Below are 11,976 nucleotides of genomic sequence, written 5' to 3'. Positions count from 1 at the left end.
GTCACCCGGTGCTGTGTGAAAGGTCTGACGGACGCCCAGGTATCGGAGCGTCCGGGATACCGCTGCCGATGATGGCGATCTTCAGGGTTGGTCCTTGATCGGTGGCTGGCTGCGCACCATGCGCTTGCCGATCTCCAGTTTCAATTGGTCCGGGCGTTTGGAGAGCGGCCAGAGGGCAGCCATGAACGCAGCCGGGAAAGCGATTTCCAGCGGTCGGTCCTTGAGCTTTTCGAAGATGTGCCGCGCAGCTTTCTCCACCGGCCAGCTCAAGGGCATGGGAAAGTCGTTTTTCGCCTTCAGCGGCGTTTCGACAGACCCGGGGCTGATCACCGTGAGTTCTATGCCTTCAGGGGCCAGGTCGATGCGCAGGGATTCGAACAGGTAACGCAGCCCGGACCTTGAGGTACCATACGCTACTGCCTCGGGCAGCGGCAGGTAAGTTACCGTACTGGCCATGGCCACCATATGGGGTGCGGTGCCGGCACGCAGCAGTGGCAGGGCGGCGTCGATGCAATAGCTACTGGCCAACAGGTTGGTACGCAACACGTGCTCGACAATCGACGCATCGAACTGCTTGGCATCCACGTACTCGCTGGTGCCGGCATTGAGTATCACGGTGTCCAGCGAACCCCAGTCCTCGGCAATCTGCTCGCCGATCTCGCGCACGGTCTGGCTGTTGGTCAGGTCACCGGCCACAACCAGCACTTGCCCCGGATAGCGTTGAGACAAGACTTTCAACTGCGCTACCGAGCGCGAACTGACGGCCAGGTGCGCACCGGTTTTCAGGATTTCTTCAGCCAGGGCGGCACCGATGCCGCTGCTGGCGCCGGTCAGCCAGTATCGTCGTGAGAGCGTACGACTCATCCCAATCTCCTTTTCAGCCAGGCCATTGCCCGGTCCAATACGGGTAAACATTTATAAAGCAGAGCCCCGGCATCGAGGTAATCCCGGTGGCGGTCATTCATGATCCAACGGCGGCGTATTGTCGTGACGGCAGGTTTTTGAACGCCGTCAACGCACGCGTCCGGGATGTGTTCAAGTCGACGATCGGTGAGGGGTAATCCACCCCACCAAACAGTCCGCCGAGATTGGCGGGGTTGTGCACATCTTTTTTATTCAGCCCTGCCAACTCCGGCAGCCATCGCTTGATGAATACACCTTCGGGATCGAATTTTTCCGATTGACTCAGCGGGTTGAAAATCCGGAAGTAAGGCGCCGAGTCGGTGCCGGTGGAAGAGCTCCATTGCCAACCACCATTGTTCGCCGCCAGGTCGCCATCGATCAGGTGACGCATGAAAAAGCGTTCGCCTTCGCGCCAGTCGATCAGCAGGTTCTTGGTCAGGAACATCGCCACCACCATGCGCAGGCGGTTGTGCATCCAGCCGGTGGTCAACAGTTGGCGCATGGCGGCGTCGATGATCGGCAAACCGGTGCGCGCCTGTTGCCAGGCGGCCAGTTCATCGGGAGCATTGCGCCAGGCCAGCGCTTCGGTTTCCGGGCGAAACGCGCGGTGTCGGGACACTCGCGGGTAGCCCACCAGGATGTGTTTGTAGAATTCGCGCCACAGCAGTTCGTTGATCCAGGTGACGGCGCCTGTGCTGCCGCTTTCGAACTCACCCTGATTGCTGTTCAACGCGGCGTGCAGGCATTGGCGTGGAGAAATCACCCCAGCGGCAAGATAGGCCGAGAGCTGACTGGTACCGGGTTTTGCCGGGAAGTCGCGTTCGCTCTGGTAGTAGTCGATCTGCGCTTCGCTAAAGTTGTCGAGGCGACGGCGGGCTTCGGTTTCGCCGGCCGGCCACAGGCTGCGCAGAGGATCACCGGGCGTTGCGTAACCCTCGACGCTCAAGGGGACCGCATCGCTGGCAATGTTCAGCGGCGCTTGTTTGTGCGGCGCACGGACCAGATTGGGCAGTGAGTGGTGCAGTCGTTCGTAGCAGACTTTGCGGAACTGGCTGAAGACCTGAAAGTAAGTGCCGGTCCGGGTCAGCACGCTTCCCGGCTTGAACAGCAATTGATCGAGGTAGCGGTGAACTTCGATGCCTTCGGCCTGTAGCGTCCGGGCGACCGCTGCATCGCGATGGGATTCGTGGATGCCGTACTCTTCGTTGAGGTGCAGGGCGTTGACCTGCCACTGTCGGCACAGGTTCAGCAATACGCTGGGCGCGTTATCCCAGCGGGGAGCCTGGCGGACCAGCAGGGGAATGTTCAGTTGAGCCAGTTCACGGCTCAAGTCGCGCAGGTTACGCAGCCAGAAGTCCACTTTGCAGGGCGCATCGTCGTGCTCCAGCCATTGTTCCGGACTCAGCAGATACACCGCCACGCACGGGCCACGAGCCGCGGCGGCCGAGAGGGCGGTGTTGTCATGTAGGCGCAAGTCGCTGCGCAGCCAGATCAATTGCATAGGGGGATCCATGCGATTCATTTAAATCAGCCCGCACTGAACGAGTGCCTGATGTGCCGACAATGGATCTTCGGCCAGGTACAAGTCAGTGATCTCTGTGGTACTTGCGGACAACTCGGCGTGGTGGATGCACACCGTTGGTCCGGCAATCATTTTTGGGCAACTGACACCTTTGAAAAGTTTCGGCAGTTGCGCCAGGTTCATGGCCTTGCTGGAGTACAGCAAAACCCCGCGGGGTTGCAGCAGTTCGACCGCCAATGCCAGTTCGCCGACAGGCAGCGGCCCGTCGAAGACCTCCACCGGGCAGTCCGCGCTGCTGATCAGCCAGGCCGTAAGCCACAGCTGAGGTTCCATGGGCAGGTCCGAGTGATTGATCAACAGCATTGGCGCGGTGCGCAACTGACGATTGTTATGGTAGATGCGCGCGCCGAATTTGCTGCGTAGCCAGGCACAAAAAAAGCCCCGCTCCATCTGCGCACCGAATTGGCCCTGCCAGCGTTGCTCCAGAGCGGCCAGCAATGGCATCAATAATTGCTCGCACAGGGTTCGCGGCGGATACAGCGCCATCGCCTGATTGACGTTGTCATCCAAGGCGCGTTCCTGCAATCCGCTGACCGCCTGCAGCAACGTTAGCAGCAATGTGTGCCAATCGTTGTCGACGGACTCGCTGAATACTGGCGGCGTATCGAGCAACTCCTTGACCTGGCTGACGGCGACGCCACGGTTGAGCCAGGTGAGGATGGCCTGGATACGTTGTACATGGTCGGCCGAGAACAGCCGATGCCCCTTGGGTGTGCGTTGCGGCACGATCAGGCCGTAGCGCCGCTCCCAGGCGCGCAGGGTCACGGCATTGACGCCGGTCAGGCGCGCCACTTCACGGATCGGCAGCCAGCCTTCGTCCAGCGCCTTTTCAAAGTCATCGCCAAGGTCTTCGCGGGCGCTGGTGTCGAGTGTTTTTTTCATCAGATGGCGTTTCGCAGGCTGAGATTTTCCGGGTGCGGTTGCAGATAGACCTGCTGGGCGATGTACGGATCAGGGTGTTGGCGAAAGTGATGCTTGAGCAGCGTGAGCGGCACCACCAGCGGCACGATGCCTTGGCGGTACTGGCTGATCAGCTGTTGCACTTCCTGCTTGTCTTCGTGGCTGATGGTTTGTTTCAGGTAGCCACTGAGGTGTTGCAGGACGTTGCTATGGGTGCGGCGGGTGGCGCACTTTTTCAGCGCTGCCATCAATTCGCTGAAATAGCGGGGGCCCAGTTCCTGCGGATCGTTTTTGCCCATGCTGCCCAGCAAGTGGCCCAGGGCTTTGTATTGCACCGGATTGTGGGCCATCAGCAGGTATTTGTAGCGTGAGTGAAAGTCCGTGAGGCCGCGCCGGGTCAAGCCTTCCTGGCGTAGCTGCTGCCAGGCGCTGTAGGCGAATACGCGGGTGAGGAAGTTTTCCCGAAGCACCGGATCGTTGAGCCGGCCGTCTTCCTCCACCGGCAAGTCCGGGTGCAGCAGGCAGAAGGCCTGTGCGTAGATCCCGCGACCGCCACTGTCCGCTCGTGTGCCGTTGGCGTGGTAGACCTTGACCCGCTCCAGGCCGCAGGACGGGGAGTTTTGCATGAAGATATAACCGCAAATATCCCCCAACTGCGCTGCCATGTCCCGGCCGTAGGTGGCCAGCGGTTGTGTCACGTTCAGGTTGCGATCCAGGGTTCCCACGGCTTCGGGTTGATCGGCACCACTCACCAGCCGAATCGGTTGGCGGGGTACGCCGAGGCCGATGGCCACTTCCGGGCAGACCGGGATGAAATCGAAATAATCAGTGAGGGTCCGGCTGCACAGCCGCGATTCCTTGTGCCCGCCGTTGAAGCGCACATCGAGCCCCATCAGGCAGGCGCTGATGGCTATTTTCGGTTTGACGGGGGCTTGGGACATCGGAACACCTCGAATCTGAACCTGTACAAACATTTGTGTCTGTACAAGATAACTTCATCATAGATTCGAAGTTGTACAAGTCAAATTTTCTGTATAGGTTTTTGCGGCGTAATGCCCCTGTAGGAGCTGCCGAAGGCTGCGATTTTTTGATCTTGAAAAACAAAATCAAAAGATCGCAGCCTTCGGCAGCTCCTACGGTTCATTGCAGGTGTTCATGCAAGCGGCGGGCGGCTTCCTGACCGCTTAGCCAGGCGCCTTCGACACGTCCGGACAGGCACCAGTCGCCACAGGCGTACAGCCCCAGGTCAGCATCGGCCAGGGTGCCCCATTCGTGACTGCTGGCGGGGCGGGCGTAGAGCCAGCGGTGGGCGAGGCTGAAGCTCGGCGCGGGCATGGAATCGTGCAGCAGTTCGGCAAACGCGCCGTGCAACTGCTCGATCACCGCTTCCTTGGGCAGGTCGATGTGTTGCCGGCTCCAGGCACTCGTGGCGTGCAGCACCCAGGTGTCGAGGGTGTTGTCGCGCCCGGGTTTGCTGCGGTTGCGGGCCAGCCAGTCGAGTGGGCTGTCCTGTACGAAGCAGCCTTCCATGGGCGTTTCCAGGGGCGTTTCGAAGGCGAGGGCGATGGCCCAGGTCGGGTCCATTTTCACCCCGGCGGCGGCCCCCGCGAGTTTCGGCGCCGATGCCAGCAGAGCCGTGGCCTGCGGCGCTGGCGTGGCGATGACGACGTGGCTGAACGGTCCGTGGGTGAAGCCCTCGGCGTCCTGCAGATGCCAGTGTTCTTCCCCGCGATAGACCTCGGTGATCCGGCAGGCGAAATGCACTTCAAGATCACCGAGCAGGGCGCGGGTGATGGCACTCATGCGCGGCGTGCCGACCCAGCGGGTCTGCTCGTCCGGCGACAGGTTGAGCTGACCGCCATGGTAGGTGTACAGCTGCGGCGTCCACTCGGCGACCCAGCCTCTGGCCTGCCAGCGCTGGACTTCCGTGACAAAGCGGCGGTCGCGGGCGGTGAAATATTGCGCGCCCATATCCAGAGCGCCCGCGTCGCTGCGCTTGCTCGACATGCGCCCGCCGCTGCCGCGGCTTTTATCGAAAAGTTGAACCACGTGCCCGAGGTCCGTCAGGGCCTGGGCGGCGGAGAGTCCGGCAATGCCGGTGCCGATGATTGCGATAGGTACAGTCATAGGGGCCTCGTTTACCTTTCTGTACAGACTACGCCGGGGTTCAAACCTGTACAATATTGTTTTTTGGTATAACTTTTAGCGTTCTCGTTCTGACAGCTTGGCCTATTGTTAACCATAGAGCCTGCTCGATACCAAAGATCCCTGCTTATAAAAATAGACTAGTGGACAGGGTAAAACGCCACGCGAGGAAGAAGTCATGCACATATTGCTGACCGGCGGTACTGGTTTGATAGGACGTCAGCTCTGCCGGCACTGGTCCGGGCAGGGTCATCGCCTGACAGTCTGGAGTCGCAAGCCTGAAAAAGTCGCGAAAACCTGTGGTGCCCAAGTGCGTGGAATTGCCCGGTTGGAGGATCTGGGGCAGGAACCGGTGGATGCGATCGTCAATCTGGCCGGCGCGCCAATTGCCGACCGGCCCTGGACGCACAAGCGTAAAGCCTTGTTGTGGAGCAGCCGGATCACGCTGACTGAAACCCTGCTGGCGTGGCTTGAAAGTCGCGAGCAGAAACCCCGGGTGTTGATTTCCGGTTCGGCTGTCGGCTGGTATGGCGACGGTGGCGAGCGCGAACTGACCGAGGACTCGGGGCCGGTCAGCGAAGACTTCGCCAGCCAGCTATGCATCGCCTGGGAAGAGACCGCGCAACGGGCTGAAGCGTTGGGCATTCGCGTTATCCTCATTCGAACCGGGTTGGTGCTGTCGGCCGAGGGCGGCTTTTTGTCGCGGCTGTTACTGCCCTTCAAGCTGGGGCTGGGAGGGCCGATCGGCAACGGCCGGCAATGGATGCCATGGATTCATATCGACGATCAAATCGCTCTGATTGATTTTCTTCTGCATCGTAACGAGGCCAGCGGTCCCTATAATGCGTGCGCACCCAAACCGGTGCGCAACCGCGAGTTTGCCAAGACGTTGGGCAGCGTGCTGCATCGCCCGGCATTCATGCCGATGCCGGCCTTCGCCTTGAAGGTCGGGCTGGGCGAGTTGTCCTTGCTGTTGCTGGGCGGCCAACGGGCCACGCCGGTTCGCTTGTTACAGGCGGGTTTCACTTTTCAGTTCACGGATTTGCGCGCGGCTCTGGATGATCTGTCCGCTCGCCTTTGAAATAGGATGTTGCATGACCGATCACGCGTTGCTTCTGGTCAACCTGGGTTCACCTGCCTCCACCTCGGTGGCGGATGTGCGCAGCTACCTCAATCAATTTCTGATGGACCCGTACGTGATCGACCTGCCATGGCCGGTTCGGCGCTTGCTGGTGTCGCTGATCCTGATCAAGCGTCCCGAGCAGTCGGCCCATGCCTATGCCTCGATCTGGTGGGACGAGGGCTCGCCGCTGGTGGTGCTCAGCCGTCGCCTGCAACAAGCCATGACTGCCCAGTGGCAGCACGGCCCGGTCGAGCTGGCGATGCGCTACGGAGAGCCGTCGATAGAATCGACGCTGGTTCGGATGGTCGCGGCGGGGCACAAGCGAATCACCCTGGCGCCGCTTTATCCACAGTTCGCCGACAGCACCACGACTACGGTCATCGAAGAGGCCAGGCGCGTGGTGCGTGAGAAAAACCTCGACGTGCAGTTGTCGGTGCTCCAGCCGTTCTACGATCAACCCGAGTACCTCGATGCGCTGGCGGCCACGACCAAGCCCTATCTGGAGCAGGATTTCGATCACTTGCTGATGAGCTTTCACGGCTTGCCGGAACGGCATCTGAAGAAACTCAACCCCGGTCACAGCTTCGAGGGTGGTGGTGATTGTTGCGCTGGAGCGCCACCGGAGGTGGTAGCCACCTGTTATCGCGGCCAATGCCTGCGGACGGCGGCAGAGGTCGCCAAGCGAATGGGGCTACCGGAGGGCAAGTGGTCGGTGTCGTTCCAGTCGCGCCTGGGGCGCGCCAAGTGGATCGAACCCTACACCGAGGCGCGTCTCGATGAGTTGGCTAAAAGCGGCGCGAAAAAAATTCTGGTGATGTGCCCGGCGTTCGTTGCCGATTGCATCGAGACACTGGAAGAGATCGGTGATCGCGGCAAGGAACAATTCCGCGAGGCGGGGGGCGAGGAGTTGGTGCTGGTACCGTGCCTCAACGATGACCCGCATTGGGCGCAGGCGTTGAGTGCGTTGTGCGAAAGGGCGCCGATGGCGCTTTAAAAGCTTCGCGAGCAAGCCCGCTCCCACAGGGAAATGCATTCCAGACTGTGGGAGCGAGCCTGCTCGCGAAAGCTATTTCATTAACAACAAAGCGCTTGAATCACTACAGCAGCGGCTCATTCGCCTTCTTGTGCTTCCAGCTGTCATTGCCCGGCAGGATCAGGTTCAAGCCAATCGCCACCACCGCGCACAGCGCGATGCCTTTGAGGCCGAAGTCGTCCGGCCCGGTGCCGGTGCCGATCAGCACGCCGCCGATCCCGAACACCAGGGTCACCGAAACAATCACCAGATTGCGCGCTTCGCCCAGATCGATCTTGTGGCGGATCAGTGTGTTCATCCCCACCGCCGCGATCGAACCGAACAACAGGCACAGAATCCCGCCCATCACCGGTACCGGAATGCTTTGCAGCAGCGCACCGAACTTGCCGATGAACGCCAGGCTGATGGCGAAGATCGCCGCCCAGGTCATGATTTTCGGGTTGTAGTTCTTGGTCAGCATGACCGCGCCGGTCACTTCGGCGTAGGTGGTGTTGGGCGGGCCGCCGAACAGACCGGCCGCCGTAGTGGCAATGCCGTCGCCGAGCAGAGTGCGGTGCAGGCCGGGTTTCTTCAGGTAATCGCGACCGGTCACGCTACCCACGGCAATCACGCCGCCGATGTGTTCGATGGCCGGAGCCAATGCCACGGGGACGATGAACAGGATCGCCTGCCAGTTGAATTCCGGCGCGGTGAAGTGCGGGATGGCGAACCAGGGTGCCGCTGCGATCTTCGCGGTATCGACCACGCCGAAGTAGAACGACATGCCAAAGCCCACCAGCACGCCGGAGATGATCGGCACAAGGCGGAAGATGCCCTTGCCGAAAACCGCAACGATCAGCGTGGTCAGCAGCGCAGGCATCGAGATCATCATCGCCGTCTGGTAATGAATCAATTCACTGCCGTCACCGGCCTTGCCCATGGCCATGTTGGCGGCAATCGGTGCCATCGCCAGGCCAATCGAAATGATCACCGGCCCGATCACCACCGGCGGCAGCAGGCGGTCGATGAAACCGGTGCCTTTGATCTTCACTGCGAGGCCGAGGAAGGTATAGACGAAACCCGCCGCCATCACGCCGCCCATGGTCGCGGCCAGGCCGAACTGGCCCTTGGCGAGAATGATCGGGGTGATGAAGGCAAAGCTCGATGCCAGGAACACCGGCACCTGACGCCCGGTGACGATCTGGAACAGGATCGTCCCCAGGCCGGCCGTGAACAGCGCCACGTTCGGGTCGAGACCGGTGATCAGCGGCATCAACACCAGGGCGCCAAAGGCCACGAACAGCATCTGTGCACCCGACAGCACCGTGCGCCAGAGCGGATCGTTGAACTCTTGCTGCATGGTCACGCGTCCTTCTGCTTGGTGCCGAAGATCTTGTCACCGGCATCGCCCAGCCCCGGGATGATGTAGCCGTGTTCGTTCAGTTTTTGATCAATGGACGCGGTGTAGATGATCACGTCCGGGTGAGCCTTCTCGACCACGGCAATGCCTTCTGGCGCAGCGACCAGCACCATGGCGCGGATGTCCTTGCAGCCGGCTTTTTTCAGCAGGTCGATGGTTGCAACCATCGAGCCGCCGGTAGCGAGCATCGGGTCGATGATCATGGCCAGGCGTTCGTCGATTTCCGGCACCAGCTTCTCGAGGTAGGTGTGGGCCTCGAGGGTTTCCTCGTTGCGGGCCACACCCACGGCGCTGACTTTGGCGCCCGGGATCAGGCTGAGCACGCCTTCGAGCATGCCGATGCCGGCACGCAGGATCGGCACCACGGTAATTTTCTTGCCGGCGATTTTCTCGACCGACACAGTGCCGCACCAGCCATCGATATCGTAGGATTCCAGCGGCAGGTCTTTGGTGGCTTCATAGGTCAACAGGGCGCCGACTTCCTGAGCGAGCTCACGGAAATTCTTGGTGCTGATGTCTGCGCGGCGCATAAGGCCAAGTTTATGACGGATCAGCGGGTGGCGGATCTCATGGATGGGCATGGGGAAAGGCTCCGGCGGCGGGCAAAAAAACCGGCCTAGATTAATCTATCCGAGGGTGTTGTCCTATAGACATACAGTACGTTAGTCCACAAACGCTTGATCTGGCCTCGCTTGATGCGTACCTTTGCCCGCTTTTCCTGAATCCGCCATCCCCTGGAGAGCACCATGTCCGCTGATCTCGAGCATATCCGTCAAATCATGCGAGAGGCTGACTGCCTGTACACCGAAGCTGAAGTCGAGGCGGCCATCGCCCGCGTCGGTGCACAAATCAACGAACAAATGGCCGACAGCAACCCGGTGGTGTTCTGCGTGATGAACGGCGGACTGATTTTCTCCGGCAAGCTGCTGACCTATCTGCAGTTCCCGCTGGAAGCGTCCTACCTGCACGCTACCCGCTATCGCAACGAAACCAGCGGCGGCGACCTGTTCTGGAAGGCCAAGCCGGAAGTCTCCTTCATCGATCGTGATGTGTTGATCATCGACGACATCCTCGACGAAGGTCACACCCTGGGTGCGATCATCGACTTCTGTAAACACGCCGGCGCACGTAAAGTGCACACCGCCGTGCTGATCGATAAAGACCACGACCGCAAGGCTCGCCCGGACCTCAAGGCCGATTTCGTCGGTCTGCCGTGCGTCGACCGCTACATCTTCGGTTACGGTATGGACTACAAAGGCTACTGGCGTAACGCCAACGGGATTTTCGCCGTTAAAGGAATGTAAGACATGGATACGCCGCGTTTTCTGGATCAGACCTTGTTCGCCGAGCTGGCCGGGAAAGCCGCGGCCAATCCTCGCGGGCGCCAGCATCACAACTTCCATCAGATGGAAGACGCTTGCCATCGCATGGCGGTGGGGTTGCAGCCGTCCACCTACATTCCGCCTCATCGACATCTGGGGGAAAACAAGGCCGAAACCTTGCTGGTCCTCAAAGGCCGCCTCGGCGTGTTGATTTTCGACGAAGCCGGCGCCGTGCTGAGCAAGACAGTTCTGCAGGCCGGTGGCGACTGTGTGGGCGTGGATCTGCCAACTGGCGTATTCCACGGCTTGGTGGTGTTGGAAGCCGATAGCCTGATGTTCGAATGCAAGGCTGGTCCTTACCGCCCTGTCGGTGAAGGTGAGCTGGCGCATTGGGCGCCGCGCGAAGGCGAGCCCGGTGTTGCCGAGTATCAGGCCTGGATGCGCGCTCAGTTCGATTGATTTTCTTCCTGTGGGAGCGGGCTTGCTCGCGAAGAGGGCGTGTCATTCAACATCAAGGCGACTGACACACCGCTTTCGCGAGCAAGCCCGCTCCCACAGGGTGTCGTGTTCATAGCCCCACGTCCGCTCGCTCATGCTAGAGTGCCCGGCCCCGATTCCGGAGCCTGCCATGAGCCCTTTTATCCGCAGCTGCGCCGCCCTGCTGCTGACCCTCAGCCTGCCCTTGGCCGCCGCCCCGGCACCCATGCACAGTCAATTCCTGCCGCCGGACGATCTCACTCTGCGCGCTGCTGATCCCGAGCAGCAGCAACTGATGCAGGTCACCGATTATTCGGTGGTGGTCGGCGCTCAGCGTCAATCCAGTCAACAGCCGATTCCGGTCACTTCGCCGTTGCTGATTCGTCTCAAGGGCAAATCCCTGAACAAGGGCGCCACCATCAGTCAGGTGCTGGTCAATTTCGATGGTGAAAGCAAAAGCCTGAAGAAGCCGGTTTACGACGAGCCGAGCAAGACCCTGACCCTTTATTACCCGCTGGCGCAATACCGGGTGGTGATCGACTTGCTGCGCAACGACACGGTGTATTGCCAGTTTCTCAGCTACGCCAATGGCCATGTCTGGGCCGATCTGCATACCGGCAGCAATCGTGTGCGTTGAGCCCTGTGCCTGCGCGGGGGTAAACTGCCCGCCCCGTGAATGTCTGCGAGCTGGAGTCGGCAATGCGTAAAGATAAAAAACAAGTGATTGGTGACGAGATCGGCGATGAGCAGATCAAGTTGTTCCTCGATTTCGAACCGGTCGACGCGACTTCTCCGTCCCTGCACAAGCTGGTCAAGGCCTACCGTGGCCTGCGCATCGACGATTTCGAGCGTTTCCTGACGTTTTTCGTCGAAGCCGGTTACGACGTGAATGGCAAGGATGAGCACGGCAATGATTTCGTTGCCCTGATCAAGGATCAGCGTAATGCACCGGACTACATCGAGTTGATTGAAAAGGTTCGCGGTTAAGATCCAGAGATCGCGTGTTCCTGTAGGAGCTGTCGAGCGAAGCGAGGCTGCGATCTTTCAAATGCATAAAAAAACGCCCCGCTCTCAGTGAGAACGGGGCGTTTT

At 60.3% G+C, this 11,976-nt stretch carries 13 protein-coding genes and 1 pseudogene; 6 read left to right on the top strand and 8 right to left on the bottom strand.

Features of this window, described 5'->3' with window-relative positions; genetic code table 11:
- Nucleotides 1-81: 81 nt before the first annotated feature.
- The 6 genes and pseudogenes from KW838_RS07610 to KW838_RS07585 form a co-directional block, all read right to left on the bottom strand.
- Nucleotides 82-864, bottom strand: coding sequence for an SDR family oxidoreductase (locus KW838_RS07610; RefSeq protein WP_102701526.1), 783 nt, complete (start codon nt 862-864; stop codon nt 82-84).
- A pseudogene (locus KW838_RS07605) lies at nt 861-956 on the bottom strand (transcriptional regulator); the annotation flags it as partial. The pseudogene KW838_RS07605 and the gene KW838_RS07610, both read right to left, overlap by 4 nt.
- A 5-nt stretch (nt 957-961) precedes the next feature.
- Nucleotides 962-2,404: a deoxyribodipyrimidine photo-lyase gene (gene phrB, locus KW838_RS07600; protein ID WP_218500809.1), complete on the bottom strand. Its 1,443-nt coding sequence runs from the start codon at nt 2,402-2,404 to the stop codon at nt 962-964.
- Between the two features lie 21 nt (nt 2,405-2,425).
- Nucleotides 2,426-3,367 carry a MerR family transcriptional regulator gene (locus KW838_RS07595; protein ID WP_102701529.1) on the bottom strand — a complete coding sequence of 314 codons (942 nt, stop codon included), beginning with the start codon at nt 3,365-3,367 and terminating at the stop codon, nt 2,426-2,428.
- Nucleotides 3,367-4,326 carry a DUF523 and DUF1722 domain-containing protein gene (locus tag KW838_RS07590; RefSeq protein ID WP_218500808.1) on the bottom strand — a complete coding sequence of 320 codons (960 nt, stop codon included), beginning with the start codon at nt 4,324-4,326 and terminating at the stop codon, nt 3,367-3,369. The genes KW838_RS07595 and KW838_RS07590 overlap by 1 nt, the downstream gene beginning before the upstream one ends.
- Nucleotides 4,327-4,525: 199 nt before the next feature.
- Nucleotides 4,526-5,512, bottom strand: coding sequence for an NAD(P)/FAD-dependent oxidoreductase (locus KW838_RS07585; RefSeq protein WP_008016642.1), 987 nt, complete (start codon nt 5,510-5,512; stop codon nt 4,526-4,528).
- A gap of 196 nt (nt 5,513-5,708) precedes the next feature.
- On the opposite strand from KW838_RS07585, the gene KW838_RS07580 reads away from it, so the two are divergent.
- Both KW838_RS07580 and hemH read left to right on the top strand, forming a co-directional pair.
- Nucleotides 5,709-6,611, top strand: coding sequence for a TIGR01777 family oxidoreductase (locus KW838_RS07580; RefSeq protein WP_102701904.1), 903 nt, complete (start codon nt 5,709-5,711; stop codon nt 6,609-6,611).
- A gap of 13 nt (nt 6,612-6,624) precedes the next feature.
- The gene (gene hemH, locus KW838_RS07575; RefSeq protein ID WP_102701905.1) at nt 6,625-7,647 is read left to right on the top strand and encodes a ferrochelatase; all 1,023 of its coding nucleotides are present in this window, start codon (nt 6,625-6,627) and stop codon (nt 7,645-7,647) included.
- 103 nt (nt 7,648-7,750) lie between these two features.
- On the opposite strand, the gene KW838_RS07570 is transcribed toward hemH, so the two are convergent.
- Together KW838_RS07570 and upp are read right to left on the bottom strand one after the other, a co-directional pair.
- Nucleotides 7,751-9,025: a uracil-xanthine permease family protein gene (locus KW838_RS07570; protein ID WP_007973857.1), complete on the bottom strand. Its 1,275-nt coding sequence runs from the start codon at nt 9,023-9,025 to the stop codon at nt 7,751-7,753.
- A gap of 2 nt (nt 9,026-9,027) precedes the next feature.
- Entirely contained in the window at nt 9,028-9,666 is a 639-nt protein-coding gene (upp, locus tag KW838_RS07565) for a uracil phosphoribosyltransferase (protein WP_007973856.1), read from the bottom strand.
- A 165-nt stretch (nt 9,667-9,831) separates the two neighbouring features.
- Between upp and KW838_RS07560 the strand changes: the two genes are divergently transcribed.
- From KW838_RS07560 to KW838_RS07545, 4 genes are all read left to right on the top strand, one after another.
- Nucleotides 9,832-10,389, top strand: coding sequence for a hypoxanthine-guanine phosphoribosyltransferase (locus tag KW838_RS07560; RefSeq protein WP_008016649.1), 558 nt, complete (start codon nt 9,832-9,834; stop codon nt 10,387-10,389).
- 3 nt (nt 10,390-10,392) lie between these two features.
- On the top strand, nt 10,393-10,866 hold the full coding sequence (locus KW838_RS07555) for a WbuC family cupin fold metalloprotein (protein ID WP_102701906.1): 474 nt from the start codon (nt 10,393-10,395) through the stop codon (nt 10,864-10,866).
- Nucleotides 10,867-11,035: 169 nt separating this feature from the next.
- Nucleotides 11,036-11,521, top strand: a complete 486-nt coding sequence (locus KW838_RS07550; protein WP_102701907.1) for a hypothetical protein — start codon at nt 11,036-11,038, stop codon at nt 11,519-11,521.
- Between the two features lie 62 nt (nt 11,522-11,583).
- Nucleotides 11,584-11,871 carry a PA4642 family protein gene (locus KW838_RS07545; protein ID WP_007973850.1) on the top strand — a complete coding sequence of 96 codons (288 nt, stop codon included), beginning with the start codon at nt 11,584-11,586 and terminating at the stop codon, nt 11,869-11,871.
- The last annotated feature ends 105 nt before the right edge of the window (nt 11,872-11,976 follow it).

The organism is Pseudomonas sp. PDM27 (assembly GCF_019219205.1).
In the GTDB taxonomy this organism is placed as follows: domain Bacteria; phylum Pseudomonadota; class Gammaproteobacteria; order Pseudomonadales; family Pseudomonadaceae; genus Aquipseudomonas; species Aquipseudomonas laurylsulfatiphila.
This window is presented reverse-complemented; position numbering and strand designations above follow the sequence as displayed.